Origin of the sequence: Embleya hyalina (assembly GCF_003967355.1) — a bacterium.
Taxonomy (GTDB): domain Bacteria; phylum Actinomycetota; class Actinomycetes; order Streptomycetales; family Streptomycetaceae; genus Embleya; species Embleya hyalina.
In genome coordinates this window covers 94,591-120,952 of record NZ_BIFH01000027.1, presented here as the reverse complement: position 1 = coordinate 120,952, position 26,362 = coordinate 94,591, and the positions used below count along the sequence as shown (strand labels likewise).

The 26,362-nt window shown below is 72.6% G+C and carries 23 protein-coding genes; 14 read left to right on the top strand and 9 right to left on the bottom strand.

Going from position 1 to position 26,362, the window contains the following annotated elements; all coding sequences use genetic code 11:
* Positions 1-183: 183 nt before the first annotated feature.
* From EMA17_RS29605 to EMA17_RS29575, 7 genes are all read left to right on the top strand, one after another.
* Entirely contained in the window at positions 184-933 is a 750-nt protein-coding gene (locus EMA17_RS29605; protein ID WP_126640213.1) for a hypothetical protein, read from the top strand.
* Between the two features lie 126 nt (positions 934-1,059).
* Entirely contained in the window at positions 1,060-1,638 is a 579-nt protein-coding gene (locus tag EMA17_RS29600; RefSeq protein WP_126640212.1) for a PadR family transcriptional regulator, read from the top strand.
* Positions 1,635-2,396: an ABC transporter ATP-binding protein gene (locus EMA17_RS29595; RefSeq protein WP_126640211.1), complete on the top strand. Its 762-nt coding sequence runs from the start codon at positions 1,635-1,637 to the stop codon at positions 2,394-2,396. Before EMA17_RS29600 ends, EMA17_RS29595 begins: the two co-directional genes overlap by 4 nt.
* Positions 2,393-5,245: an FtsX-like permease family protein gene (locus tag EMA17_RS29590; protein WP_126640210.1), complete on the top strand. Its 2,853-nt coding sequence runs from the start codon at positions 2,393-2,395 to the stop codon at positions 5,243-5,245. The genes EMA17_RS29595 and EMA17_RS29590 overlap by 4 nt, the downstream gene beginning before the upstream one ends.
* A gap of 27 nt (positions 5,246-5,272) precedes the next feature.
* Positions 5,273-5,806, top strand: coding sequence for a bacterial proteasome activator family protein (locus EMA17_RS29585; protein WP_078976350.1), 534 nt, complete (start codon positions 5,273-5,275; stop codon positions 5,804-5,806).
* A gap of 217 nt (positions 5,807-6,023) precedes the next feature.
* Positions 6,024-7,163: a protein kinase domain-containing protein gene (locus EMA17_RS29580; protein ID WP_126640209.1), complete on the top strand. Its 1,140-nt coding sequence runs from the start codon at positions 6,024-6,026 to the stop codon at positions 7,161-7,163.
* 405 nt (positions 7,164-7,568) lie between these two features.
* Positions 7,569-9,134, top strand: a complete 1,566-nt coding sequence (locus EMA17_RS29575) for a protein kinase domain-containing protein (RefSeq protein ID WP_126640208.1) — start codon at positions 7,569-7,571, stop codon at positions 9,132-9,134.
* Positions 9,135-9,210: 76 nt separating this feature from the next.
* On the opposite strand, the gene EMA17_RS29570 is transcribed toward EMA17_RS29575, so the two are convergent.
* The 5 genes from EMA17_RS29570 to EMA17_RS29550 form a co-directional block, all read right to left on the bottom strand.
* On the bottom strand, positions 9,211-10,185 hold the full coding sequence (locus EMA17_RS29570) for a phosphotransferase (protein WP_126640207.1): 975 nt from the start codon (positions 10,183-10,185) through the stop codon (positions 9,211-9,213).
* Positions 10,186-10,354: 169 nt separating this feature from the next.
* Complete coding sequence (locus EMA17_RS29565) at positions 10,355-11,131, bottom strand: HAD family hydrolase (RefSeq protein ID WP_126640325.1); 777 nt, start codon at positions 11,129-11,131, stop codon at positions 10,355-10,357.
* Positions 11,132-11,382: 251 nt separating this feature from the next.
* Complete coding sequence (locus EMA17_RS29560; protein WP_126640206.1) at positions 11,383-12,597, bottom strand: CynX/NimT family MFS transporter; 1,215 nt, start codon at positions 12,595-12,597, stop codon at positions 11,383-11,385.
* Complete coding sequence (locus EMA17_RS29555) at positions 12,594-13,382, bottom strand: FadR/GntR family transcriptional regulator (protein ID WP_126640205.1); 789 nt, start codon at positions 13,380-13,382, stop codon at positions 12,594-12,596. The genes EMA17_RS29560 and EMA17_RS29555 overlap by 4 nt, the downstream gene beginning before the upstream one ends.
* Before the next feature lie 96 nt (positions 13,383-13,478).
* Positions 13,479-14,870 carry an MFS transporter gene (locus tag EMA17_RS29550; RefSeq protein ID WP_126640324.1) on the bottom strand — a complete coding sequence of 464 codons (1,392 nt, stop codon included), beginning with the start codon at positions 14,868-14,870 and terminating at the stop codon, positions 13,479-13,481.
* A gap of 208 nt (positions 14,871-15,078) precedes the next feature.
* On the opposite strand from EMA17_RS29550, the gene EMA17_RS29545 reads away from it, so the two are divergent.
* The gene (locus EMA17_RS29545; RefSeq protein WP_371863058.1) at positions 15,079-15,675 is read left to right on the top strand and encodes a TetR/AcrR family transcriptional regulator; all 597 of its coding nucleotides are present in this window, start codon (positions 15,079-15,081) and stop codon (positions 15,673-15,675) included.
* A gap of 50 nt (positions 15,676-15,725) precedes the next feature.
* Positions 15,726-16,622 carry an LLM class flavin-dependent oxidoreductase gene (locus EMA17_RS29540; protein WP_126640203.1) on the top strand — a complete coding sequence of 299 codons (897 nt, stop codon included), beginning with the start codon at positions 15,726-15,728 and terminating at the stop codon, positions 16,620-16,622.
* Between the two features lie 13 nt (positions 16,623-16,635).
* On the opposite strand, the gene EMA17_RS29535 is transcribed toward EMA17_RS29540, so the two are convergent.
* Together EMA17_RS29535 and serS are read right to left on the bottom strand one after the other, a co-directional pair.
* A complete protein-coding gene (locus EMA17_RS29535; RefSeq protein ID WP_126640202.1) occupies positions 16,636-17,433 on the bottom strand; it encodes an HAD family hydrolase in 798 nt (265 codons plus the stop codon).
* Entirely contained in the window at positions 17,430-18,707 is a 1,278-nt protein-coding gene (serS, locus tag EMA17_RS29530; RefSeq protein WP_126640201.1) for a serine--tRNA ligase, read from the bottom strand. The genes EMA17_RS29535 and serS overlap by 4 nt, the downstream gene beginning before the upstream one ends.
* Positions 18,708-18,837: 130 nt before the next feature.
* On the opposite strand from serS, the gene EMA17_RS29525 reads away from it, so the two are divergent.
* Entirely contained in the window at positions 18,838-19,653 is an 816-nt protein-coding gene (locus EMA17_RS29525; RefSeq protein WP_126640200.1) for a phosphatase PAP2 family protein, read from the top strand.
* A 30-nt stretch (positions 19,654-19,683) separates the two neighbouring features.
* Positions 19,684-21,351, top strand: coding sequence for a bifunctional phosphatase PAP2/diacylglycerol kinase family protein (locus EMA17_RS29520; RefSeq protein ID WP_160161609.1), 1,668 nt, complete (start codon positions 19,684-19,686; stop codon positions 21,349-21,351).
* 23 nt (positions 21,352-21,374) lie between these two features.
* On the opposite strand, the gene pheA is transcribed toward EMA17_RS29520, so the two are convergent.
* The gene (pheA, locus tag EMA17_RS29515) at positions 21,375-22,331 is read right to left on the bottom strand and encodes a prephenate dehydratase (RefSeq protein WP_126640198.1); all 957 of its coding nucleotides are present in this window, start codon (positions 22,329-22,331) and stop codon (positions 21,375-21,377) included.
* Between the two features lie 201 nt (positions 22,332-22,532).
* Between pheA and EMA17_RS29510 the strand changes: the two genes are divergently transcribed.
* Positions 22,533-23,300, top strand: a complete 768-nt coding sequence (locus tag EMA17_RS29510) for an ABC transporter permease (protein WP_246126988.1) — start codon at positions 22,533-22,535, stop codon at positions 23,298-23,300.
* Here EMA17_RS29510 and EMA17_RS29505 read toward each other — a convergent pair.
* The gene (locus EMA17_RS29505) at positions 23,270-24,094 is read right to left on the bottom strand and encodes a BRO family protein (protein WP_126640196.1); all 825 of its coding nucleotides are present in this window, start codon (positions 24,092-24,094) and stop codon (positions 23,270-23,272) included. The genes EMA17_RS29510 and EMA17_RS29505 overlap by 31 nt on opposite strands.
* Before the next feature lie 362 nt (positions 24,095-24,456).
* Here EMA17_RS29505 and EMA17_RS29500 point away from each other — a divergent pair, with 362 nt between their 5' ends.
* Positions 24,457-24,750 carry a hypothetical protein gene (locus EMA17_RS29500; protein ID WP_126640195.1) on the top strand — a complete coding sequence of 98 codons (294 nt, stop codon included), beginning with the start codon at positions 24,457-24,459 and terminating at the stop codon, positions 24,748-24,750.
* Positions 24,744-26,360: an alpha/beta hydrolase gene (locus EMA17_RS29495; protein WP_126640194.1), complete on the top strand. Its 1,617-nt coding sequence runs from the start codon at positions 24,744-24,746 to the stop codon at positions 26,358-26,360. Before EMA17_RS29500 ends, EMA17_RS29495 begins: the two co-directional genes overlap by 7 nt.
* Positions 26,361-26,362: the final 2 nt, after the last annotated feature.

The window sequence follows — 26,362 nt, the reverse complement described above, 5'->3', positions numbered from 1 at the left end:
GTCCCGCCGGGCAGACTGTGTGTCTGGCGCATCACGGATGAAGGGTGCAGGCTCGTCGAGGATGCGGATCGGGATACGGGGTTACCTTCCGGCAACGTCCGTCCGATGGTGGGGCGAGGAGGCGTGATGTGGTCGATCCGCGGGTTTCACCGGCGGATTCCGGTGGGACCGACGATCATCGCGTTGGCCCTCATCACGCTGCTCGTAGTCACCAACGTCTGGGGCACCGGCCCCGGGGTCCGGGCCCGGCACGACGGGGCCGCGCCGAGTCCGGCCGACATTCCGCCGCAACTGCCCGCCCAGGACCAGAGCGTCGAGGCCACCCCCGCGCCGACCGGCGGCATCACATCCGCGCCCGCCGGGCAGCCGAGCGCCGGCGGTCAGCCGGTCCCGGTGCCCACGGTGACGGTGACCGAGACGGTGACCCCGCGAGCCGCGCAGGACGGCGGCTCCGGCAACCGGTCGGGGACCGGCGCCACTTCGCCCCCGGTCGGCGAGCCCACCACCGGCGGATCGGGCGGCATCCCCACCACCGGCGGCGGCGATCCGGGCAGCCCGCCCCCGCTGGGCCAGCGCTTTCGGGTGACCGACCTGCGGATCGTCTCGGACCGGGCGAACGGCTCCTACGTGTGGTGCAACGGGCGCGAACAGATACCGCTGATCGGGACCGTGCTCGTGGACGGGGTCGGTCCGGGCGACGTGGTCTATCAGTGGGTCTACGACAAGGCGCGGGTGTTCCCGCCGGACATCCTGCACTTCATCGGCTCGGGGCCGCGCCAGCTGACCCTGTCCTTTCCCTGGCCGATCCCGTCGCAACTGCTCGGCGAGGTCAGCGGCGTGGTGCAACTGCTGATCCTGCAGCCGGTGGCCAATGCCCAGACCGAGCGCTACACGTTCGACTTCCGCTGCCGGGGCCCGTTCTCCGACGACTGACCCCGCGCCGGCGCCCGGCGATCGGGGACCCGTCGCGGTTCCCTCCCTCCCCCTCCCACTGTTCCCGCCTGCTCCGGCGGGTGTCGGTCTTGCGTGATGAGTATACCGGGTATACATATACTCGGTATGTCCATCAAACACGGCCTGCTCGCACTGCTCGATCAGGGCCCCCGGTACGGCTATCAACTCCGGAGCGAATTCGAGTCCCGGACCGGATCCACCTGGCCGCTGAACGTCGGTCAGGTCTACACCACGCTCGGCCGGCTGGATCGTGACGGCCTGGTCGCGCCCGACGGCGAGGACGACGAGGGGCACGTCTTCTACCGGATCACCGAACCGGGCCGCGCCGAATTGCGCGCCTGGTTCGACGCGCCGGTCTCGCGCACCAACCCGCCCCGCGACGAACTCGCGATCAAGCTCGCGATGGCGGTCGCCGTGCCCGGGATCGACATCGGCACGGTGGTCCAGGGCCAACGCGCCCACACGCTGCGCGCGCTCCAGGACTACACCCGGCTCAAGACGCGCGCGGCCGAGGACGACATGGCGTGGCAACTCGTCCTGGAATCGCTGATCTTCCACGCGGAGGCCGAGGTGCGCTGGCTCGACCACTGCGAGACGCGCCTGGCCCGCCGGGCCGCCGAGCGCGCGCCGGCCCCGGCGGTCGAGCAGCCCGTGCCACCGCGCAGGCGCGGAGCGCGCCGATGAGCGGCGCCGAGCACACGGACCCGGGGGCCGGGCCGATACCGGTCCTCGAACTGCGGTCGGTGGGCCGGATCCACGGCCGGGGCGAGGTCCGGGTGGAGGCCCTGGCCGAGGTGAACCTGAGCGTCGTACCGGGCGAGATGTTGGCCGTGATGGGGCCCAGCGGGTCGGGCAAGTCGACGCTGCTGATGCTCGCCGGCGGACTGGACACGCCCACCGGCGGCGAGGTCCTGGTCGAGGGGCAGCCGCTCGGCACGCTCAACCGGCGCCGGATGGCCGCGCTGCGCCGACGCCGCATCGGCTACGTCTTCCAGGACCTCAACCTGGTCCCGGCGCTGACCGCGGTGGAGAACGTCGCGCTGCCGCTCGAACTCGACGGCGCCTCGATCCGCCGGGCCCGGCAGGCCGCGCAGGCGGCACTGACCGAGGTCGGCCTCGAACACTTCGGCGACCGCTTCCCCGACGACATGTCCGGCGGCCAGCAACAACGTGTGGCGATCGCCCGGGCGTTGGTGGGCGAGCGCCGGCTGGTGCTGGCCGACGAGCCGACCGGCGCGCTCGACTCGACCACCGGCGAGGCGGTGTTGCGGGTGTTGCGCGCGCGAAGCGACGCGGGCGCGGCGGTGGTCCTGGTGACCCACGAGGCCCGGCACGCGGCCTGGGCGGACCGGATCGTGTTCCTGCGCGACGGCCGCCTGGTGGACGACACCGGATCCGCGGCCTCCGCCGAGTCGTTGCTCTCCCGGGGCGGTGCGCGATGAGCGTCGGCTCGTGGCGGGCCTGCCTGCGGATCGCCCGGCGGGACGCACTGCGGGCCAAGGGGCGCAGCGCCCTGATCGTCGCGATGATCGCGATCCCCGTCCTGGGGATGAGCGCGGCCGACGTGACCTGGCGCAGCGCGCAACTCGACCCCGACGAACTGATCTCGCGCACGCTCGGGCAGGCGGACGCGCGGGTACGCGACACCGCGCGGGAGCACGGCGCGCTGATCCCCGGGCAACTCCCCACCCCGATTCGTCAGGACCCCGAGGGCAACGACTGGCAGACCGTCCCCCTCGAGGCGGCGTCGCCCCCCTCCGGTTCCCCGCCCTCCGGCGCGGGATCGGGGGGCGCGGCGTCGACCGGTACACCCGCGGCGGACCCGGTCTCGGTGATACCGGGGATCACCGAGACCCTGACCGACCGCAGCGCCTACGCGACGGTGTCCACCGCGTACGGTCGCGGCGGCGTGTCGGTGCACGAGTTCGACTACACCAAGCCGCTGGCGAAGGGCATGGTCATCCAGCGTGGGGGACGGGCCCCGGTCGCCCGGGACGAGGTGGTCGTCACCCGACGACTGGCCCGCTCGGCCGGCTACCGGGTCGGTGGACAACTGACCGAGTCGTCCACCGGACGCGCCTACCGGATCGTCGGCACCGTCGACCTGCCGCAGGACCTGCGGGCGATCACGGTGTTCGCCCTGCCGGGCGCCCTGATCGACGCACTGCCCTCGGGCTCGCCGGCGTCCGGGTCCATCGAGCCGGAGACCGCCACGCTGATCCGGGTTTCCGGCGGCCTGCCGTGGAACCGGGTCCTGGAGGCCAACCGGCACGGACTCCTGGTCAGGTCCGCCGCGGTGTTGCGGCATCCGCCGGCCCGGTCGGAGCTGTCGTCGTGGACCCCGCGACAGTGGGCCGACTCGCACGCGCTCCGGCTCGGCGGCATCGGGGTGGGGCTCGGGCTGCTGGAGATGATCCTGCTGGCGGGCCCGGCCTTCGCCGTGGGCGCCCGCCGCAGGCGGCGCGAACTCGGGCTGATCGGCGTGGCGGGGGGCAGCCGTCGGCACATCGGCGGGGTGGTCCTCGGCGGCGGGCTGGTGCTCGGCGCGGTCGGCGCGCTGCTCGGCACCTCGCTCGGCCTGGCGGTCGCGGCCCTGACCCGGTCGTGGTTCGCCGAGCGCACCGGGCGACTCCTCGGCCACTACGACGTGCGCCCGCTCGAACTGCTCGGCATCGGCGGGGTCGGGGTCGCGATCGGTGTGCTCGCCGCGCTGATCCCGGCCTGGCTCGCGGCCCGCGAGGACGTCGCCGCGTCGTTGACCGGCCGCCGCGGGGTTCGGCGCGGCTCGCGCCTGTTGCCGATCGCCGGGACGACCGGTGTCGCGCTGGGCGCCGCGATCGCGATGTACGGCGCGGACCGGGCGGACGAGACGATCATCGTCGTCGGCGTCGTGGTGGCCGAACTCGGCCTGGTCGCGTGTTGCCCGGCGCTGATCGGGCTGACCGCGCGGCTCGGCCGATTCCTGCCGCTGAGCGCCCGGCTGGCGCTGCGCGACGCGGCCCGCAGCCGACCGCGCAGCGCGCCCGCGATGGCCGCGGTGATGGCGGCGGTGGCGGGTTCGGTGGCGGTCGCGGTGGTGTGGACGAGCCAGACCGCCGACGAACGCCACGCGTACCGCCCCAACGCCCTGACGAACCACGTCCTGGTCGGCGTCCACGACCGCGACACGTTTCCCGGCAGACCCGCCGGTGCGCCGGTGACCGCCGGTCAGATGGAGGCGGTGCGCAGCGCGGTGGAGCGGACCCTGCCCCGCGCGAAGGGCGGCTCGCTCGGCTCGCTGACCGGGCCGTGTACCCCGGATCGTTCCGAGTGCGCCGGTTACCGGGTGCGGAAGCTGCCCCGGTTCCGGTGTCCGATCGAGGACGGCGGCGACCCGGCGCGATGGCACGCCGATCCCCGATGCGTGTTCTCCTCGCCGGGCAACGGCTTCTTCCGGTCGGTGGTGGGCGACGCCGACACGCTGCGCAAGCTCACCGGCGCGGACGACCCGCGGGCGGCCGAGGTGTTGGCCCGGGGCGGCATCGTGCTGTTCGAGGACGGCTACATCGGCCCGGACGGCACGGCCGAGGTGACCGCGTACCGCAACGGCGCCGGCGCGGGCGGGATGTCGGCCATGGAGAAGCCGGACCCGGCGCGGCCCGTGGTGCGGCTGCCCGCGGTGACGGTACGGGCGCCGTTCGGCCTGGGCGGCGGCATCTTCGCCTCGCCGGCCGCGGCGGCCACGCTCGGCGCGACCCCCGAACCGGTCGGTGCGGTCTACGACGCCGGGCGCTCGCCCTCGGACGCGCAGAAGCAGCGCCTGGAGGAGAGCCTGGCCCGGATCTCCGACCGCACCTTCCTGTTCGTCGAGCGCGGATTCCAGGGCAGGGACGACGTGCGCCTGCTGCTGCTCGCGGTGTTCGCGCTGGTGATCACCATCGGCGCGTCGGGGGTGGCCACCGGCCTCGCCCTCGCCGACGGGCGCCGGGACCTGGCCACGCTCGGGGCGGTGGGCGCACCACCGGGTGTGCGGCGTCGGTTGTCCGCGTTCCAGAGCGGGGTGATCGCCTTCCTGGGCACCGTGCTCGGCCTGGTCGTCGGGGTGCTCGCGGGAGTGGTCGTGCGTCGGGGCCAACGCGCGGCCCTGTGGGACACGCTGCCCCCCGCCATCCAGGCCCGGCTGCACGCTCCCACGGTGGTGGTCCCGTGGTCGCGGCTCGCGCTCGCGCTCGTCGTGCTGCCACTGCTCGCGGGCCTGCTCGCGGCGCTTTTGACCCGATCGCGCGCGGTGCTGCGCGGGAGGACGGCATAACTCTCCGGCGCTCCTAGGATGAGATGCATGGATACGCCGAACAGCGAAGCGAATGGTGAGAACCCGCAGGTGGTGATCGTCGGGCCGGATGGCATGGCGCTCGGCGGCGGCCTCGGTGAAGAGGGCGGTGAACTCGCGGTGACCGACATGGTCGAACAGCCCGCGAAGGTCATGCGCATCGGAAGCATGATCAAGCAACTCCTCGAGGAGGTGCGCGCGGCTCCCCTCGACGAGGCGAGCCGGGTGCGCCTGAAGGAGATCCACGCCAGCTCGATCAAGGAACTGGAGAAGGGGCTCGCCCCGGAACTGGTCGAGGAGCTGGAGCGCCTGTCGCTTCCGTTCACCCACGACTCGGTGCCCAGCGAGTCCGAGCTGCGGATCGCGCAGGCACAATTGGTGGGATGGCTCGAAGGGCTGTTCCACGGCATCCAGACCGCGCTGTTCGCCCAGCAGATGGCGGCGCGCGCGCAGCTGGAGACGATGCGTCGGGCGCTGCCGCCCGGCGTGGGACCCGGGGGACAGGGCGAGCCGCCGCACACCCAGTCGGGCCCGTATCTGTAGCCTCCGGCCCCGTCCGGAGTCCTCGGGATCGTCCGGACGACGGGTCCGGACCCCCGCCGTCGCGGGGCGGACCGGGGCGGCGCCTGCCCGGCGCCGCCCCGGTGCGCTCGCGTCGGGTCTCTGACAGGCTGTCGGCGGTACGACGGGAGCGCTGTTCGGTAGGTCGACTCGCGGGGCCGTCGTGCCCGAGTCGTGAAGCGTGGAGGGCGGCCTGACGGTGACCGTTTCGGGGGACCCGGCTCGGGCGAGCGGGCGCGTCTTCGGTGGCGGGCGGTATCGCACCGGACGGCGGATCGGCGGCGGCGGGATGGCCGTGGTGCACGAGGCGCACGACCTGATGCTCGACCGGCTCGTCGCGGTCAAACGGCTGCGCAGCGACCTGGCCGAGGACACCGTCGCGCGTTCGCGCTTCGCCCGAGAGGCCGAGCACGCGGCCGCGCTCGACCATCCCACCATCGTGCGCGTGTTCGACACCGGTGCCGATCCCGGCGAGGACGGGGTCCTGGTGCCGTGGATCGTGATGGAGCTGGTGCGCGGGATCACCCTGCGCGACCTGCTGGAGGCGCACGGCCCGGTGCCCTGGCCGCGTGCGCTCGCGATCACCGCCAAGGTGCTCGACGCGCTGGAGTACAGCCACGATCGCGGCCTGGTGCATCGCGACATCAAGCCGGTCAACGTGATGATCACCCCGGACGGCGCGGTCAAGGTGATGGACTTCGGCATCGCCCGCGCCCTGTTCGTCACCGACGGCGCGCTGACCGACCCCGGTCGGATCATGGGCACCCCGCAGTACTTCTCGCCCGAGCAGGCGTTCGGGCATCCCGCCTCCACCCGCAGCGACCTGTACTCGGTGGGCTGTCTGCTGCACGAATTGCTTGTCGGCGTGCCCCCGTTCGACGGCGGTACCGCGGTGCACATCGCGTACCGGCACATGCGCGAGGACCCGACCCCGCCGTCGGCGTACCGCCCCGACCTGCCCGGCGCGGTCGACGACCTGGTGCTGCACGCGCTGCGCAAGGACCCGCACCTGCGCTTCGACACCGCCGGGCGGATGCGCGAGTCGGTGCGGCGGATCCTGCCGGAGAACGTCTGGGACTCGGTCCTGTACGGCGCGGGCGGGCCACCGCCGGCCGGGCCGGTGCCCGTGCCGGAGCCGATGGCGCACCGCCCCGGCCGCCCGCCGACCGGTGGTCCGCCGTGGGCGCGGGTGTTGTCCGGCTTCGGGCCGCGGGCCCGTTCGGCGGGCGCGCACAGCGCACCGGGCGGGCACGGTCGCCGGGCCGGCGCCGGTGCCGCGTTCGCGGCGACGGTGGTCGGCGTACTGGCCGTGCTCGCGTCCATCCTGATGTTGCGCTGAACCCGGGGCCGCGCCGACCGGGTCGCCCGAGGCCGGGGTCGGTCCGGCCCGCGGAAGCCCTCGGCCGGGAATCCGGAATCCCGTTACCATGGCCTCTCCGCACCGGAGTACCGCCGATCCCGGTATCGTTTCGGGACTTGACGCGAGGATGCACCACATTTCATCAGCACATGGGCGCGGGCCCCAGCCCCGACGCCACGTGAGGGGACTGTCGAGGATGATCGCCGAGTCCCCGGTCACAACCCCGACGCCCGACACGGCGTGCCTTTGTGGCCGGCCGATCGTTGGAACCGTCGTGCTCCCCCGCTCCCGTGGTGTTTTCCGCTCCCCCCTGCTCGCGGCGGACCGCATCGCCACAGTTCGGCGGCCCCGAGCGGGTCGCCCCGACGCGCAGGGCGAGGAGCGATGACCGCGCCGAAGGGACCGGACGACCGCGAGGCGTCCGGCACACAGGTGAAGACGGTCGGATCCGGCCGCTACGAACTCGGTCGCCAACTCGGTCGAGGCGGCATGGCCGAGGTGCTGATGGCCCACGACGTGCGGCTCGGCCGTACGGTCGCGGTCAAGACGCTGCGCCCGGACCTGGCCCAGGACCCGGTCGCCCGCTCGCGGTTCGGTCGCGAGGCGCAAAACGCCGCGTCGCTGAACCACCCCGCGATCGTGTCCGTCTACGACACCGGTGAGGACCGGGTCGGCGACGAGTTGGTGCCGTTCATCGTGATGGAGTGCGTCGAGGGTCGCACCGTCCGGGAACTGCTCGGCGAAGGCAACCCGATACCGCTGGAACAGGCGCTGCGGGTCACCGAGGGGATCCTGGAGGCGCTGGAGTACAGCCACCGCCACGGCATCATCCACCGCGACATCAAGCCCGCGAACGTGATCATCACCAACTCGGGCGCGGTCAAGGTGATGGACTTCGGGATCGCCCGCGCGATGCACAGCGCGGCGACCACGATGACCCAGACCGGCATGGTGATGGGCACGCCGCAATACCTGTCGCCGGAGCAGGCCCTGGGCCGGACCGTCGACGCGCGCAGCGACCTGTACTCCAGCGGTTGCCTGCTCTACGAACTGCTGGCGCTGCGTCCGCCGTTCAACGGGGACACCCCGCTGTCCGTGGTCTACCAGCACGTGCAGGACGATCCGCGCCCGCCGTCGATGATGGATCCGCGCGTGCCGCCGCACCTGGACGCGATCGCGTTGAAGGCGTTGGCCAAGAATCCCGACGATCGTTACCAGACGGCCGACGAGATGCGGATGGACATCCGTCGCGCGCTGGCCGGTCAGCAGGTGTCGGTGGCGGTTCCGCCGCGGGTGCCGACCCAGCAGGGTCAGCGGCCCGAGTTCGGCTCGTGGAGCCAGGTGGCCCCCGGGGCGACGGCGGTGTCGCCGCAGACCGGATCGCCCGAGGCCACCGCGGCGATGCCGCCGTTGGCGGGCCGGCCGCCCGGCGGGCGGCAACCGGGCGCCAACGACGGCGGCACCGGGCAACTGCCGACCGTGGCGCCCGCCTCGGAGCGGCCCAAGCGCAAGGTGCCGATGTACCTGGTGGCCGCGCTCGCGGTGGTGCTGATCGCGGTCGGCGCGGTGTTCCTGGTCAAGGGTATGCCGGGCGGCGACGACAGCCCGTCGAAGACGGACGAGAAGCAGGGCGGCCAGACCTCCGGTGGCGAGGGCGCGCAACCGGCGGCGTCGGTCGGCGCCACCGCGGACACCAACAACAAGTCGTCCGCGAGCCCGCCGCCGAGCAGCCCGCAGCAGACCTGGCGGACCACCTCGACGCCGTCGAACACGTGGCGGGATACGGGCGGGACGTCGTCGGGACAGTCGCACGCGCCGAGTTCGCCGCCGCCGACCAAGCCGTCGGAGACCAGCCAGATGACCACGCCGCCTCCGACGAAGCCCGGCGACAGCACCAAGGGCGGTTCCTCCGGTGGCGGGTCGCCGCCGGCGACCGGTACCGCCAACTGACGTCCGAACCCCCGGAACCCGCGCGGATCACGATCGGTGACCCGCGCGGGTTCTCGTCTTCCGTCAGGGGCGCCGCTCAGCCCAGGAAGGCTTCCAGCACCTCGTCGTAGGCCATCGTCCACCACACGATCAGCGCGGCGGAGGCGGGAAACAACGGGGCGCAGCGCGGGTCGTGTTCGAGGTAGTGCCGGGTGAGCATCCAGAAGTCGTTCAGCCGCTCCCACCACAACCGGTGCACGGCGGCGGCGAGTTGGGTCGGCCCCGGATCCAGGATCGCCCGGTATCCGGCGACGAAGCCGCGCACCCGGTCGAGGTCGAGCGTGCCCGAGATGCGGTCGGTGAAGAAGATCAGCGCGGCCCGGACCAGTTCCTCGGTGTCGGGCAGTGCGGCGAGCCGGTCCCAGTCGATGATCGCCACCGGGTCGTTGCCCTGGTAGAGCACGTTGAGCGGGTGGAAGTCGCCGTGTACGTAGCCCGTACGCGGCGCGTCGTGGTCGCGCGGTCGCCGGTGCGCGTGCCGCAGCAGCAGCGCGCGCCGCTCGATCAGGCGCAGTTCGGCGAGTCGGTCGAAGGAGTCGCCCTCGGGTCGGGCCCGGACCCTGGTGAGCAGGCGCTCGATGGTGGCCAGGGATTCGCGCGGGTCGGCGGTCGGGACCAGGAGCGGCTGTTGGACGGGGGGCAGCAGGCGCGGCAGCGTGACATGCACGCCGCCGAGCAGCGCGCCCACCCGCACACACCCCCGGGCGTCGAGTTCGGCGCCGCGCCGATGGATGCCGTCCACCCAGGGATACAGGGCGAACCAGCGGCCGCGCGAGGACAGTACGGTGCGCCCGCGCCGGTCGGTCACCGGTGCGATCGCGGGTATGCCGCAGGCGGCGAGCCGCTGCGTGGTCCGGTGCTGGAACCGGATCGTGTCGGGTCGTTGGTCCAGATAGTGCTTGAGAAACCAGCGTCCCCTGGTGGTGACGACCTCGTAGCCTCGGTTGAGCAGGCCCTCGGCGATGGGCCGGAACGAGAGAGCCTGGCCGACCCGATAGCGGTCGATCGTCACAGCCAGTGGGGACCCTGGCCGGGAGGGGGAGTACACGGCGTCAATCTATGTCACGGAAAGCAATCACGTAACTACTCTGTGCAACCTTCACGCGTAAGCGTGTTTTTGGCGTCACGCGTTCGTGGAGCCGGTTGGTCCGTACACCGAAACCGGCCGCCATGCCGCCCCCTCAGCCGAACAACTTTTCCAACACCTCGGCCACGCCGTCGTCCTGATTGCTCCCGGTATGCCGGGTCACCGCCGCCAGGACGTCGGGATGTGCGTTGGCGACCGCGTACGCCTGCCCGGCCCAGGCGAGCAGCGGCAGGTCGTTGGGCATGTCGCCGAACGCCACCACGTCCTCGGTGCGGATACCGCGCTGCGCGCAGAACCAGGCCAGCGTACTGGCCTTGCTGATACCGAGGGCACTGATCTCCACGAGAGCGATCGAGGAAGAATGGGTGAACTCCGCGTACGCCCCCGCCCGGTCGCGGGCCAGCGCGAGGAACACGTCGGGGTCGAGGCTGTGGTGTCGGGCGAGCAGCTTGAGCACCGGGCCGGTCAGCAGTTCCTCGACCGGGCCCACCGCGTGCACGATCGACACGTCGCGTTCGAGCGTGGGATAGGTCGGCTCGTGCATGAAGCCGGTCTCGGTCTCCACCGCGAAGGTGACGTCGGGCACCGCCTCGCGCAACAGCCGGCTGACCTTGCGCGCGGCGGTGACGTCCATCGTGTGGGTGCCCACCACTCGCTCGCCGCGCAGGTCGTAGACCACCGCGCCGTTGCCGCAGATGGCCAGCCCGCGGTGGCCGGTGACCTCCGCGACGCGCTTCATCCAGCGAGGCGGTCGGCCGGTGACGAAGACCACCTCCGCGCCCGAGGACTCGACCAGCTCCAGGGCGGCGAGCGTGCGTGCGGAGATGGACCCGTCGTCGCGCACGATGGTGCCGTCGAGGTCGGTGGCCACTAGGCGTGGGCGATTCGTGATGGTCACGGGTACATCCTCGCTCGGAAACGTTTCCTCCGGCGCGCCGGTCCCCATCCGATCGGGGCGGGAACCGCCCCGCGGCACGTCGGCGCCCACGACCCGGGCCGCCCACGAGATCGACGCGCCGGACGAGGGTGACCAAGCGGAACGGTCCGAACGAAAACCCCGACCCCGAGCGAGGGGTCGCTCTCTCATCGGAGGAGTGGGCGGGCGGTGGGCACGAAAGCCCCTCAGCCCACCCGCACATGCCCGGGCCGCGAAGCCCCCACCCCGCACGCCACCGCACAGGCGCACAGCACCAGCATCACCACGATCGGCACCGTCCACCCCCCGGTGACCTGACGCAGCGCCCCGGCGGCCAACGGCCCGAACGCGGCCACCACGTAGCCGACCGCCTGGGCCATCCCGGACAGCTGCGCCGCCGTGTTCGGATCGGGCGAGCGCAACACGATCAGGGTCAGCGCCAGCGACACCGCACCCCCCTGCCCGAGGCCCAGCAGCACCGCCCAGAGCCACGCCCCGCCCGTCGGCGCGAGCATCAGCCCCACGTACCCGGCCGCGACCAGCCCGACCGAGCCGACCACCAGCGCACTCTGGTTGCGCATCCGGCCGGCGATGATCGACCCCACGAGCGAGGACGGGATCTGGACAAAGGTGTTGAACGCGAAGATCGCCGCAGCGGTGCCCTTGCTCATCCCGTGGTCGGTGAGGATCGTCGGCATCCAGGCCAGCAGTACATAGAACAGCAGCGACTGCAGACCCATGAAGCCCGTCACCAGCCAGGCCAGCGGCGACTTCCACAACCCCGCCACGTGCGGCATCGCGGCCGCCTCGGCCCCACGCCGGCGCCGGACGTGCGGCAGCCAGACCGCCACCGCCGCCACGGCGAGCAGTGCCCAGCAGCCCATGGCCGGTTGCCAGCCGTGTCCGATCGCGTTCTCCAGCGGCACGGTCGCGCCCGCCGAGACGGCGGCGCCGAGCACCATGGCCGCGCTGTAGACCCCGATCATCACCGCCGCCCGATCCGGGAACTCGCGCTTGACCACGCCCGGCATCAGCACGTTCAGCACCGCGATCCCGCCCCCCACGAGCGCGCCGCCCGCGAACAGCGCGCCCAACTCGGGCACCATCCGCAGCAGGATCCCGGCGCCCACCACGACGAGCGCGCCGAGCAGTACGAGTTCGGTGCCGAACCGCCGCGCCGCGACCGGCGCGAGCGGCGAGATCAGGCCCAGGAACAGCACGGGTATCGCGGTGATCAGGCTGCCCGTGGTCGCGGACAGGTGGAACACGTCGCGCAGTTCGCCCACCAGCGGCGACACGCTGGACAGTCCGGCCCGCATGTTCAGCGCGATCAACACGATGCCCGCGAGCAACAGCGCGCCGCCGCCGGCCTTCGCGGTGGTCTTGGCGTTCGGGGACATCCGCAGGTCGGTCGTGCTCATGCGTCGTGCTCCATCGGATGGTGCTCGGTCGGATGGTCGTGCGCGGCACGGTCGTGCAGCAGGGTGTCCAGGGCCACCACGGCGGGCTCGAGGATGTCCCGTACGGCCCGCTCGGCCGCGTCCGGATCGCCCGCCTCGATCGCGTCGGCCAGGGCCACGTGCAGCGCGTGCGACGCGTCCGGCAGGGTGCCGTCGCCCACCACCGTGCGGATGGCGCGCCACAGCGAGTCGCTGAACCAGCGGTACGTGGCCACCATCGCCGAGTTGTGCGACGCGAGCGCGATCGCGGTGTGGAAGGCCACGTCCTGCTCGACCAGGTCGTCCAACTCGCCCTCGGCCACCTCGCCGCGGTCGAAGTCGTGCGGCTCCGGGGTGTCCGCGCTGCCGTCGGCCGCGCCGCGCCTGGCCAGGGCGCGGCGAATCCGGTCCAGGTCGTCGAGGTCGCGCCGCTGGGCGGCGAGCCGGGCGGCCTCCACGTCCAGCGCCCGGCGCATCTCGAAGATGTCCCGCAGGTCCGCGTGCTCGATCCGGCGGACCAGGTCGCCGGGGTCGGTGAGGGAGCGCACATAGGTCCCGTCGCCCTGGCGGGACTCCAGCATCCCCGCGTGCACCAGCACCCGGATCGCCTCGCGCACCGTGTTCCGGCCGACCCGCAGCCGCTCGGCGATCACGCTCTCGCTGGGGATGCGCGCCCCCACCGGCCAGGTCCCGGCGGTGAGTTGGGCGCGGAGCTGGTCGATCGCGTCGTCGACGAGCGAACGTCTGCCGGCGGCCTGGAGCGACATGGACCCTCCTGGATTTGTGGGATTGCCCAGTCATCCTACAAGTACCTGCACATCACACGCGATGCCGAGGTGGGGGCCGATCCCGGCCCCCCACCCTCAGACCCGGTCGCGGTCCCGGCGCGGCGCCAGGAACACCGCCGCGAGCAGGGCGCCGAGCAGGACCAGGGCCGAGTCGACGAGGATCGCGACGGCGACCCCGGACAACACCGCGTCGGGCCCGGTGTCGCCGAGCGAGCTCATCCGCGCGGTGGCGATCGCGCTCATGATCGGGATGCCCATCGTGATGCCGACCTGCTGGGTCATCGTGGCCAGGCCGGTGGCCAGGCCCTGTTCGGCGTCCGGCAGGCCGGAGGTGGCGGTGATCATGAAGCCGACGATCATCAGCATGTTGCCCACCCCACCGACGAAGGTGGCCGCGAGCAGCAGCCAGATCCAGCCGCCGGAGCTGCCGAGCGCGACCAGCGACAGGGTGGCCAGGGCCTGGACCACGCCGCCCGCGACGATCGTGGTGCGGGTGCCGAAGCGGCCCACCACCCGGCCGCCGAGGGTGCCGCCGAGCACGGTGCCGATGCCCAGGACACCGAAGGCGAGTCCGGTGGCCAGCGGCGAGTAGCCCAGGACCTCCTGCAGGTAGAGCGTGAGCAGGAAGACCAGCGAGGTCTCGGTGACGAAGGCGATCAGGCCGGTGATGTTCCCCCACAGCACGGTGCGGCGCTTCATGATGCCGACCGGGACCAGCGGCGAGGCGGAGCGCTGCTCGATGAACCAGAACGCGACCAGGAGCACCGCGCCGGCGACCAGCGCGCCGAGCGTGGTGGGCTCTCCCCAGCCCTCGGCACCCGCCTGGGTGAGGCCGAACACCAGGGCCAGCAGTCCGCCGGTGACCGCGATCGCGCCGGGCACGTCGAGCCGGGGCCGCCCGCTCGGCCGCGAGTCGGTGATCGCCGAGGGCGCGAGGATCAGCACCAGCGCGGCGACGGGCACGTTGACGAAGAAGGCCCAGCGCCAGGACAGCAGATCGGTGAGCAGCCCGCCGAGCACCGCGCCGGCGGTGAAGCCGGCCGACATCAGCGCACCGTTGAGACCCAGTGCCCGATCCCGCTGTGGCCCCTCCTTGAACGCGGTGGTCAGCAGCGACAGGCCGGCGGGGGTCACCGCGGCGGTGGCCAGTCCCTGGAGCACCCGGGCGATCAGCAACATCTCGGGGGACGTGGCGAAGCCGCCGAGGGCGGAGGAGGCGCCGAGCAGGGCCATGCCGCCCAGGAACAGGCGCTTGCGGCCGAACAGGTCGGCCACCCGACCGAACAGCAGGGTGAAGCCGGCGGCGGTCAGCGCGAACGCGGTGGCCACCCACTGGAGGTTGTTCAGCGAGAAGCCCAGGCCCTCGCCGACCACCGGCAGCGCGACGTTCAGGATCGAGAAGTCCACCGCGATCATGAACTGGGCGCCGAGCAGCAGGGTCAGCACCAGCTTCTGCTGCCCGGTCATCCGGGCGCCGGTCGAGCCGGCCGCGTCGGTCGGCTCGACCGGCTCGGCAGGTGAGACGGGTGGGGCCTCGACGGGCCTGGTGCGGTGATCGAGCGTGGACATGTGCGCCTCCCGAGCGGATCCAGGGTATTAACGGGTCTGCTTTCCCGTTAAGATGCTCAGAAGGTAGCACGATGGATCGACTTAATGGAACAGGAGTCCCGTTATGATGTCGGAAGGCACCGTCCGCCCCGGTGGACGCACCGCCCGGGTGCGCGAGGCGGTCCTGCGCGCGGCCGGGGACCTGCTCGCCGAGCGGGGCTTCGCCGGGCTGGACCTGGCCGAGGTGGCACAGCGCGCCGAGGTCGGCAAGACCACCGTGTACCGGCGCTGGGGCAGCGCCACGGGCCTGGTCGCGGACCTGCTGGTGGAAATGGCCGACAGCTCGGTGTCGCGCACCGAGACCGGCTCGCTGCTCGGCGACCTGCGGACCAACGCACACCTGGTCCGCCGCACGCTGGTGGACGAGCGCCAGGGCGCGCTGTTCAAGGCGGTGATCGCGGCGGCGACCTGCGACGCGCGGACCGCGGCGGCGCTGCACGCCTTCTACGCCACGCGGGTGGGCGAGTGGGCGCCCTGCGTGACGGCCGCGATCGAACGCGGCGAGGCACCGGTGGGCACCGATCCGCACGAGGTGATCAGGGCGGTGTCGGCGCCGCTGTACTACCGACTCCTGGCCAGTGGCGACCCGCTCGACGAGGCGAGCGCGGAGCGTGCGGCGGCGGCGGCCGAGGCGGCCACCCGGGCGGGGGCGTTCGTGCGGTAGCGGTGGGCCGGGCCGAGGGGTCGCCCCGGCGGGGCACGTATGGTCGACGGATGCGTTTGAGCACTGTGATCCTCCCGATCCACCGTTGGACCGAGGGCCGAAAGATCTGGCTGCGGGCCGAAGACCTGGGCTTCCACGCCGCGTACACCTACGACCACCTGTCCTGGCGCAGCTTCCGGGAGCACACCTGGTTCGGCGCGGTCCCCACCCTCACCGCCGCCGCGGCGATCACCGAGCGGATGCGCCTGGGCACGATGGTCACCTCGCCGAACTTCCGCCACCCGGTGACCCTCGCCAAGGACCTCGCGGCCGTCGACGACATCTCCGGCGGCCGGTTGATCGCGGGAGTCGGCGCGGGCGGCAACGGCTTCGACGCCACCGCCCTGGGCGGGCAGCCGTGGACCCCGAGGGAGCGCGCGGATCGGCTCGCCGAGTTCGTCCCGTTGCTGGACCGGCTGCTCTCCGAGCCGGCCGTGACCTCCCGGGGCGCCTACTACACCGCCGAGGACGTGCGGATGATCCCGGGCGGCCGGCAGCGGCCCCGGGTGCCCATGTACATCGCGGCCACCGGGCCGCGCGGGATGCGCCTGGCCGCCCGGCACGGCCAGGGGTGGATCACGTACGGGGACACCCGCGACCCCAAGGGGGTGCCGGCGGAGGTCTGCCCGAAGGTGATCGCCGACCAACTGGCCCGGCTGTCCGACATCTGCGCGAGCGAGGGCCGCAAGCCGGAGGAGCTGGAGCGGGTCCTCCTCCAGGGTTCGACCCTGGAGCGACCGCTCGACTCGATGGACGCGTTCGTCGACTACGCGGGCCGCTATCGAGAGCTGGGCATCACCGAACTGGCCATCCACTGGCCGGTCCCCGACTCGATCTTCGCCGCCGACCTGTCACTGTTCGAGCGCATCGCCCGAGAGGGCCTGCGCCAACTCGACCGACTCGCGTGAGGGGGAAGGCCGCTCAGGGGGTGGGGAACAGGCGTTCCAGGACCACCGCTACGCCGTCGTCCGTGTTGGACAGGGTGACCTCGTCCGCGATGGCGAGCAGTTCGGCGTGGGCGTTGGCCATGGCCACCCCGTGGGCCGCCCAGCGGAACATGGTGACGTCGTTGGGCATGTCGCCGAACGCGATGGTGTCCGCGGCCTTGGCCCCGAGCCTGCGCGCCGCCAGGGACAGGCCGACCGCCTTGCTCAGGCCCACCGGCAACGCCTCGACGATGCCGGTGCCGGCGTGCGTGACATCGACCAGACCGGCGCAGATCTTCCGGGCGCACGCGGTCAACCGGTCGTCGTCGTAGTCCGGGTGGTACAGGTAGAGCTTGAGGATCGGCTCGGACCACAACTCCTCCCGGTCCGCCACGGTGTGCACCGGCAGCGGGGATTCGTAGCGGTAGCCGTCCTCGATCACTACCCGACCGGCCAGACCGTCGCGGCTGACCGCGAACCGCACCCCGCCCAGTTCGGCGGTGAGTCGCTCCACGGCCAGCCGGGCCAGTTGCCGGTCCAGGGTGACCGAGGTCAACAGCCGGTCCTCGCCCGCGTGATAGACCTGCGCGCCCTGCCCGCACACGGCGAGCCCCCGGTAGCCGAGCGCGTCGAACACCGGACGGGTCCACCCCACGGCGCGACCCGTCACTATCACGTGCCGCGCACCGGCCTCGGCGACCCGGACGAGCGCCGCGCGATTGCGCGCCGAGACCGTGTGGTCCTCGCGCAGGAGCGTGCCGTCCAGGTCGGTCGCGATCAGGGTGAAGGTCACGCCTGCACCGGTTCGAGGACCTCACGACCGCCGAGGAAGGGCCGCAGCGCCTCGGGGACGACCACCGAGCCGTCCTCGCGCTGGTGGTTCTCCAGGATCGCCACGATGGTGCGGGGCACCGCGCACAGCGTGCCGTTGAGCGTGGCGAGCGGGCGGGTGCCCTGCTCGTCGCGCATCCGCACCTGGAGCCGGCGGGCCTGGAACTCGGTGCAGTTCGAGGTGGACGTGACCTCGCGGTACTTGCCCTGGGTCGGGATCCACGCCTCGATGTCGAACTTGCGCGCGGCGGAGGCGCCGAGGTCGCCCGACGCGACGTCGATCACCCGGTAGGGGAGTTCGAGCCGGTTCAGGAACTCCTTCTCCCACGCGAGCAGGCGGCGGTGCTCCGCCTCGGCCTCCTCCGGCGCGACGAAGGAGAACATCTCCACCTTGTCGAACTGGTGCACCCGGATGATGCCGCGCGTGTCCTTGCCGTACGTCCCGGCCTCGCGGCGGAAGCACGGCGAGAAACCGGCGTAGCGCAGCGGCAGTTCGGCGGCCGGGATGATCTCGTCCATGTGGTACGCCGCGAGCGGTACCTCGGCGGTGCCCACGAGGTAGTAGTCGTCGGCCTCCAGGTGGAACACGTTCTCCGCGGCCTGGCCGAGGAACCCGGTGCCCTCCATCGCCGCCGGACGCACCAGCGCGGGCGTCAGCATCGGCGTGAAACCGGCCTCGGTCGCCTGCGCGACGGCCATGTTGACCAGCGCCAGTTCGAGCAGCGCGCCGACGCCGGTGAGGTAGTAGAAGCGCGAGCCGGACACCTTCGCGGCCCGCTCGACGTCGATCGCCTTGAGCATGCGCCCGAGTTCGACGTGGTCGCGCGGCTCGAAGCCCTCGACCGCGAAGTCGCGCCGGGCGCCGATCTCCTCGATCGTGACGAAGTCCTCCTCGCCGCCGACCGGTGCGTCGGGGTCGATCAGGTTGGCCAGCGACTTGAGCAGCCGGTCGGTCTCCGCCTTGGCCTCGGCCTGCTCGGCGTCGGCCGCCTTGACCTCCGCGGCCAGCGTCTGGGCCCGGGTCAGCAACTCCTGCCGCTCGTCGCCCTTCGCCTTGGAGACCTGCTTGCCCATCGACTTCTGCTCGTTGCGCAGCGCGTCGAACCGGGAGCCGGACGAGCGGCGGAGCTCGTCCGCGGCGAGCAGCGCGTCGACGATGGTCTCGTCCTCGCCGCGGGCACGCTGCGAAGCGCGGACACGGTCGGGATCCTCACGGAGCAGTCGCAGGTCGATCACGGGCAAAGCCTACCGGGGCCCCGCCAACGGATTTCGCGACCGCGGCGTACCGGCACGATTTCGGGCGTCCGTGTGCGACTTCGGCCGCGGAAGCGAACGCGCGGGACCGGATTCGGGTTATGAATGAACAATGACCTCCTCCCCAGGCTGGGTCGGCAGGCGCCTCGACCCCGACCGGCGTTTCGGGCTCAGGATGACCCTGGCCGCGCTCGCCCTGCTCGTCGGCGCGTTGCCGTTCGGGGTGCTCGCGGCACTGGTGGAGACCAAGTGGTCGCCGCTGCTCGACCTCGACCGGGACGTCGCGACCGACCTCAACGACTGGGTCCGGGCGCACCCCGCCTGGCAGCACACGCTGCTGTTCCTGACCGACTGGGTCTGGGATCCCAACGTGTACCGGGTGCTGGTCGCGATCATGTGCGGGTGGTTGTGGTGGCGCGGCGCGCGACGGCTCGTGGTGTGGGCCGTGACGAGCATGCTCGTCGCCGGGCTGCTCGGCGCGCTGCTCAAGTTCGTCTTCACCCGGGCCCGGCCCGACCTGCCGCATCCGGTGCACCACTCCGACGGCTGGTCCTTCCCGTCCGGGCACGCGCTGACCGGCGTGGTCGGCCCCGGCGTGCTGCTGTTGGCGCTGCTGCCGCTGATCCCCCGGGTGTACCGGCCGTTCGCGTGGGTGCTCGCGATCGGCTCGGCGGTGGGCGTCGCGTTCACCCGGGTCGCGCTCGGCGTGCACTACGTGACGGACGTGGTGGGCGGCTGGGTGCTCGGCCTGGTCGTGCTCGCGGTGACCTCCGCGGTGTTCGAGTGGTGGCGCCGCGACGCCGGACTGCGCCCGGTGGACGCCACCGACGAGGGCCTGGAGCCGGAGCTCGACGGCGACGATCCGGACCCGGAGATTGCGCACATTCGCCCCGGAACCGACCGTGACTCCCCGCACGGGCGGAACTGAACGATCCGTCGCCGGGTAAGAATGTCGGTCATGCTGACCGAAGCAGGACGGTTCCTGCGCCGTATCGTCCTGCCTCTCGCCATATTGACGTTCGTCATGGTGGGTCTCGGTCTGCTCGTCACCAGGACGCTCGACGGCGTGTGGCCGTTCACCACCGAGGACGACCTGGAGCGCACCCTCGCCGAGCACCGCTCGGGGACCTGGAACGACGTCACCCACGCGTTCTCCACGCTGGCCGACACCCGTGTGATCATCGCCACCACGCTGGTCGCGGTGGTGCTGATCCGGATCGTCGGCCGTTCCTGGCGCGGCCCGCTGTTCCTGGCCGGCGCGGTGGCCGGGCAGGCCCTGGTGTTCTGGCTCGTACAACTCTTCGTCTCGCGCGATCGCCCGGGCGTCCCGCGTCTGGAGCACGCCGCCGCGACGTCGAGCTTCCCGTCCGGGCACACCGGCGCCGCGTTCGCGCTCTACGGCGGCTTGGCCGTGCTGTTGGCGAGCCGGTTGCGCCCGCGCGCGGCGGTGGTGTCGGTCTGGGCGCTGCTCGGCGCGATTCCGCTGGCGGTGGCCGGGAGCCGGATGTACCGGGGCATGCACCACCCGAGCGACGTGCTGACGTCGCTGCTCTACGCGGGCGTCGTGCTGGTCGTGATGAACCGTGCGCTGCTGTCGCCGAAGTCGATCTGGGGGTACTGGGGACGTCGTGCCCGGCGTGAGGCGCCGACGGGGGCCGACGGCGGGCGGCCGCGGGCGGCCCTGGTGGTCAATCCGATCAAGCTGGACATCGCCGAATCACGCACCCGGATCGACCGGATCATGCACGACACGGGCTGGGCCGAGCCGCTGTGGCTGGAGACCACGGTGCTCGATCCGGGAGCCGGGGTGACCGCGAAGGCGCTGGCCGAGGGCGTGGACCTGGTGATCGCGGCCGGCGGCGACGGCACCATCCGCGAGTGCGCGGGCGCGCTGGCCGGTACGGACACCCCGCTCGCGGTGATCCCGGCCGGCACCGGGAACCTGCTCGCCCGCAACCTCGGCCTGCCGATCGACATCGCCGACGCGCTGCATGTGGCCATGCACGGGCGCGATCGACGGATCGACCTGGGCATGGTGGAGGCGAACGGGGACGCGGACGGGGACGCGGACGCCGGGCCGGGCACGGCCGAATCCCGCTGCTTCACCGCGATGGCCGGCATCGGCCTGGACGCGGCGATGGTCGCGGACGCGCCGGACGCGCTCAAGAAGAAGGTCGGCTGGCCCGCCTACGTGGTCTCCGGCGCCCGGCACCTGCGCGACCGGCGGATGCGGGTGACGCTGACCGTGGACGACGGCGAGCCGATCCGCCGGCGGGCCCGGATGGTCCTGGTGGGCAACGTCGGCGCGCTCCAGGCCGGCATGCAACTGCTGCCGGGGGCCGCGCCGGACGACGGGCTGCTCGACGTCGTGGTGTTCGCGCCGTACGGGATGACCGGCTGGGCGCACGCCACGGTCCGGGTGATAGGCCGGCGGCGCGACCAGGAACCGGCCGTGGTGCCGGTCAAGCAGCAACGGCTGCGCCCGATCGAGCACTTCACCGGTCGTACGGTGCTGATCGAGACCGATCGCCCCGAGCCGCGCGAGGTGGACGGCGACCCGATCGGTCCCGGCACCCGGCTGGCGGTCCGGGTCCGGCCCGGGGCGCTGACGGTGCGCGTCCCCTGAGCCGGCCCCGGCGGGTGGTCGGGTCAGATCTCGCCGCCGCCGCGAGCACGCGCGAGCCATTCGGCGGCGTTCGCGAACTCGGCGTCGGAGGTGCCGCGGCGCAGTTGCGGACGGACCCGGTCGGCGCGCGGGTAGGAGCCGAGGAAGCGCACGGCGGCGCACACCCGGCGCAGCCCCATCAGGGCCTCGCCCACCCGGGCGTCGGCGACGTGGCCCTCGGCGTCCATCGAGAAGAAGTAGTGGCCGAGGCCGTCCCCGGTGGGGCGCGACTCGATCCGGGTCAGGTTGACGCCGCGGACCGCGAACTCCTGGAGTATTTCCAGGAGCGCGCCCGGGTGGTCGTCGACGATGTAGGCGACCACCGTGGTGCGGTCCGCGCCGGTGGGCACGGTGGGCCGGTCCGGGCGCTCGACCAGGACGAACCGGGTGACCGCGCCCTCGACGTCGTGGATGTCGGTGACCAGCGGCACCAGACCGTACGGGCCGGCCGCGAACTCGCCGGCCAGGGCCGCGTCGTAGCGGCCGTCCTGGACCAGGCGCGCGGCGTCGGCGTTGGACGCGGAGGAGAACCAGTGCGCGTCGGGCAGGTTGGCCGCGAGCCAGTTGCGCACCTGCGGTTGGGCGTGCGAGTGGCTGGAAATGGTCTTGATGTCGTCCAGGGTCGTGCCGGGACGCACGAGCAGCGCGAAGGCGATCGGCAGCAGGATCTCGGCGGTGATCACCAGCGGCGCGCCGGTGGCCAACTCGTCCAGCGTGATGGACACCGCGCCCTCGACCGAGTTCTCCAGCGCGACCACGGCACCGTCGGCGTCGCCCCTGCGCACCGCGTCCAGGGCGACCGGCACCGACTCCATCGGCGTGGCCTCGGCGTGCTCCGCTCCGGGCAGCATGCGCAGGGCGGCCTCGGTAAAGGTGCCCGAGGGGCCGAGATAGGTCCAGCGGGGCGCGGCTGCGGGGGCGTGGGCGGGTGCGTCGGACATGTCGTCACTGTACTGAGCCGGGCGGTGTGCTCGTCGTGCGTTCCGTGGTGTGGACGCGGGGTGCGCGGCGGGGTGGGGGCGGGGACGCGAGGTGGACGTGGTGTGGACGTCAAGGGGATGTGACGGAGACGTGATGGGGACACTCGCACTGCGCGGTACCGCCGAGGGGGTGAGGCTGGGCCTGTGGAAAACGCCTCGACATTGTTGCCGGTGACACCGGCCCTGGGGGTTGTCGCCGTGGTGCTCCTGGCCGCCGCGACGGCGGTGGCCGCACTGGCGCGGCTCGGCCACGGGCGGGCGGTGGTGCTGTCCGGGGCGCGGGCGACGGTGCAGTTGCTGGCGGTGTCGTTCGTCATCACACACGTGGTGAACCGGCTCGGGTTCGCGGCGCTGTTCGTGGTGACGATGTACACCGTCGCGGCGCTGACCGCGGCCGGGCGGGTGACCGCGACGCGCCGGTTGTTCTGGCCGGCGGTGCCGATCGTGGCGGCGACGGGGCCGACCCTGGTGCTGCTGTGGGCGAGCGGACTGGTGCCGGCGAAGGGCATCGTGCTGATCCCGGTCGCGGGGATCCTGATCGGCGGCGCGATGACCGCGACGGTGCTGGCGGGACGCCGGGCGCTGGAGGAGTTGACACAGCGTCATGGCGAGGTGGAAGCCGCTCTGACCTTGGGTTTCACCGATCGGGACGCGGCGATGGAGATCTGTCGGCCGGCCGCTTCGGGGGCGCTCATCCCGGCCCTGGACCAGACCAGGACGGTGGGGTTGGTGACGCTGCCGGGGGCCTTCGTGGGGATGCTGCTCGGCGGTGCGACGCCGTTGCAGGCGGGGGCGGTGCAGCTGTTCGTATTGGTCGCGCTGCTTCAGGTCCAGGCGGTCGCGGTGGCCTTGACGATCGAGTTGGCGGCGCGGGGGCGGCTGGTACGGGCGGCCTCGGGTCAGGGGGACGGGGGCGGCTCGGGCACGTAGCGGTAGGTCTGCCCGCGCACCGCCGAGCGCATGGTCGAGTCGCTCACGCCGTACTCGCGGGCGAGCCGATAGACCGACACCCCGTCCCGGGCCCGACGCCGGCAGGTGGCCACGGCCTCGGGGGTGAGGCGGCGTCGATCGCCGGGTGTGGGGAAATCCACGGGCCTGTGGATAACCCTGTGGAAATCGCTGTGGAGAACCTGGGGATCGCTGTGGGTTTCCGAGGTGGGAGGGGTCGTGTCACGAGTGTCTGTGGACAACGGGGCGGCCGACTCGAACCCGGCGGTGAGACGGGCCACGGCCATGGTGTTGATCTCGACGGCCTTGGTGAGGTCTCCGGTGCGCTCGGCGAGATCGGCGATCGAGCCGATGGCGCGGGAGAGGAGGGCATCCATGTTTTCGCTGGCGGCGGGCGTGTAGCGGCCGGTGCGGCGGATGGTGGGGAGGACGTCGCGGGTCACCCAGCGGCGGAAGGGCCTGGCTTCGGGCTTGTTGCTGCGCAGGATCAGCGTGTAGAGGCCGGACTCGCTGACGAAGGTCATGTTCGGGTTGCCGCCGGGATCGGAGGTTCCGTAAGGATTGCTTACGGAACCTCTCTGAGCTGCGGTTTTCTCAACACGGAGGCTGGTCTTTTCGTCTTGGTCGAGGTTTGCCACCGCCATCCGCGAGTTGGTGTGGTTCAGTGCCGCACACACGTCGATGGCACAGAACCATGGGTCACCGTCGATCACGGCGACGCGTACCTGGCTCTCCGGTCCGTAGGCGAAAACCTCGATGATGTTCTCGTGGCTCATGCCGGCTCCCTCGGCTCTGGTGATGTGCTGTTTGTCCTGATCAATTCCGTACGGATTTGCTGCGGTATTCGTCTGACCTGCAGTTTCGAGGACTTTGTGCGTCGCCGCGCTGTGCCCGCACGGTTGCCTTCGTCCTTGCTCGGTCGATTCACCCGTGTCCCCCGAACGGCTGATTGCGTTCGCCCATACGTATGAACGAGCAGGGCGTGGTTCGGTCACGCGTTGGTTGGCGGGTTTGTTCGCTCTCCGGGGATTCGCGGGATCCGGCGGTCCGATGAGGGCCTCCCGTGGCTATCGTTTGATCTCGGTGCGTAACCAGGCGACCACGGGGAGGGGTCTTGGCTGGTGGCGGGGGTGGTTCGATGCGGATCCAAGTGGAGACCGGGGCGTTGCGGCAGGGGGCGGGGGTGGCTCGTGACGTCGCGGACGGGTTGCGGCGGGCGGCCGGTGGGCCCGGTGGGGTGGTTGCCGGATGTCCGGGGTTGGCGATCGTGGCGGCGGTCGAGGCGGTGACGGCCGCGTGGGTGGCGCATGTGCGGGCGCTTGCCGACGGGTATGCCGGGATGGGCGACCTTCTCGTGGCCAACGCCGACGCGCATGATCGGGCCGATCGGGCGGCGGCCGGGGTGTTCGCCGAGGGCGGGCGCCGATGGTGACGGTGTCCGGCCTGCGGGACGCCGCCTTGGGCGGGCTGGATCGGGTGGTGGCCGAGTGGGCCGAACTGGCCGCCGGGTTGGACGCGTTGGCCGGGCGGGCGACGACCGGTGTGGCCGGCCCGTTGCGCGCCTCGCAGTGGACGGGCGCGGATGCCGACGCGGCGGCGCGGGCGGTGGCCGAACGGGGTGAGCGGGTCGCGGTGGCGGCGCAGGAGGCGCGGTGTGTGCTGACCGTCCTGGACACGGCCGCCGAGCGGCTTCGGGCCGCCCAGCGCGACCTGCGGGTCGGCCTGACCGAGGCGGCGAGCGGCGGGTTCACCACGTCCGAGGACGGGCGGGTCGCGCCGGCCGACCCGGGCCAGGGGGCCGACGCGGCGGCCGTCGAGCGGCGCCTGGCCGAGCCGGTTCGGCGGGCGGCCGAGATCGACGACCGTTGTGCGCGGGCGCTGGCCCGGTTGTATCCGACCCCGGCGGCCGACTGGGCGGACACCGCCGCCGACCGGGTGGCCGTGACGGCGTTGGCGGGGTTGCGCCCCGGCGCCGTCCCGAAGGGCGATCCGGCCGCGGCGGCCCGCTGGTGGGCGGGGCTGAGCATGACGGACCGGGCGCGGTATCAGGCCGCGTACCCGGCGCTGCTCGGTGCGACGGACGGGCTGCCCACGGAGGTGCGGGACCGGGCCAACCGGGTCGCGTTGGCCGAGGCGAAGGCCGCTCTGACCGCCGAACTCGCGACGGCCCGGGCCGAGCGGGACGCGGCGGGTCGGGTCGACGACGCCCGGCGGCGATTTCGGGTCACCGAACTCAAGGGCCGCCTGGCCGCGATCGGGTCTCTTGAGGCCGTGCTCGGCTCCGCCGCCGACCTGTTCCTGATGGGTTTCGACGCCCGGGACGACGGCCGGGCGATCGTGGCCATCGGCAACCCCGACCGGGCCGCCCACACCGCTGTGTACGTCCCGGGCACCGGCGCGCGCCTGGCGCACATCGGCTCGGACGTCGCCCGGATGCGCGGCCTGTGGCAGGCGGCCGGTCGGCTGACCGACCCCGGCGAGGTCTCGGCGATCACGTGGGTCGGCTACGACGCGCCGGACACCCTGGTCCACGCGATGACCACGTCGTACGCGGACACCGCCGCGCCCGCCCTCGCGACGTTCCTGCGCGGCGTCGGGGTGGCCCAGGGGATCGAGACGAACCGGCATCTGACGGTGATCGGCCACAGCTACGGCTCGGTCGTGCTCGGGCAGGCCGCACAGCGCGACGAAGGGCTGTTCGCCAGGGACGTGATCGTCGTCGGCAGTCCCGGGATGCACGTGACCCGTGCCGCGGATCTCGACCTCGATCCGCGGCACGTCTGGGTGGGGGCCGCGCACGACGACATGGTCGTCGCCCTCGGCTCCGGAGCGCACGCCCCCGCCGTGGACGGCGGGAGCGGCAGGCCCCGGCGGGTCACCCCGGACGATGCGGGGTTCGGCGCCAACCGCTTCACGACCGACGGCGCCGAGGGGCACAGCGAATACTGGTCCACCCGCCGGCCGACCGCCCTGGACAACCAGGCCGCGATCGTCGTCGGGAACTACGCGGCCGTCCGACTCCTGTGGGGAGTGCGTCCGTGACG

Excerpts from the sequence above, each read along its gene's own strand:
- EMA17_RS29590 (WP_126640210.1), top strand. The coding sequence starts at position 2,393 with ATGAGCGTCGGCTCGTGGCGGGCCTGCCTGCGGATCGCCCGGCGGGAC.
- EMA17_RS29560 (WP_126640206.1), bottom strand. The coding sequence starts at position 12,597 with ATGAGCACGACCGACCTGCGGATGTCCCCGAACGCCAAGACCACCGCG.
- EMA17_RS29495 (WP_126640194.1), top strand. The coding sequence starts at position 24,744 with ATGGTGACGGTGTCCGGCCTGCGGGACGCCGCCTTGGGCGGGCTGGAT.
- EMA17_RS29600 (WP_126640212.1), top strand. The coding sequence starts at position 1,060 with ATGTCCATCAAACACGGCCTGCTCGCACTGCTCGATCAGGGCCCCCGG.
- EMA17_RS29555 (WP_126640205.1), bottom strand. The coding sequence starts at position 13,382 with ATGTCGCTCCAGGCCGCCGGCAGACGTTCGCTCGTCGACGACGCGATC.
- EMA17_RS29545 (WP_371863058.1), top strand. The coding sequence starts at position 15,079 with ATGTCGGAAGGCACCGTCCGCCCCGGTGGACGCACCGCCCGGGTGCGC.
- EMA17_RS29505 (WP_126640196.1), bottom strand. The coding sequence starts at position 24,094 with ATGAGCCACGAGAACATCATCGAGGTTTTCGCCTACGGACCGGAGAGC.
- EMA17_RS29585 (WP_078976350.1), top strand. The coding sequence starts at position 5,273 with ATGGATACGCCGAACAGCGAAGCGAATGGTGAGAACCCGCAGGTGGTG.
- pheA (WP_126640198.1), bottom strand. The coding sequence starts at position 22,331 with ATGTCCGACGCACCCGCCCACGCCCCCGCAGCCGCGCCCCGCTGGACC.
- EMA17_RS29540 (WP_126640203.1), top strand. The coding sequence starts at position 15,726 with ATGCGTTTGAGCACTGTGATCCTCCCGATCCACCGTTGGACCGAGGGC.
- EMA17_RS29520 (WP_160161609.1), top strand. The coding sequence starts at position 19,684 with ATGCTGACCGAAGCAGGACGGTTCCTGCGCCGTATCGTCCTGCCTCTC.
- EMA17_RS29575 (WP_126640208.1), top strand. The coding sequence starts at position 7,569 with ATGACCGCGCCGAAGGGACCGGACGACCGCGAGGCGTCCGGCACACAG.
- EMA17_RS29500 (WP_126640195.1), top strand. The coding sequence starts at position 24,457 with ATGCGGATCCAAGTGGAGACCGGGGCGTTGCGGCAGGGGGCGGGGGTG.
- EMA17_RS29525 (WP_126640200.1), top strand. The coding sequence starts at position 18,838 with ATGACCTCCTCCCCAGGCTGGGTCGGCAGGCGCCTCGACCCCGACCGG.
- EMA17_RS29595 (WP_126640211.1), top strand. The coding sequence starts at position 1,635 with ATGAGCGGCGCCGAGCACACGGACCCGGGGGCCGGGCCGATACCGGTC.
- EMA17_RS29550 (WP_126640324.1), bottom strand. The coding sequence starts at position 14,870 with ATGACCGGGCAGCAGAAGCTGGTGCTGACCCTGCTGCTCGGCGCCCAG.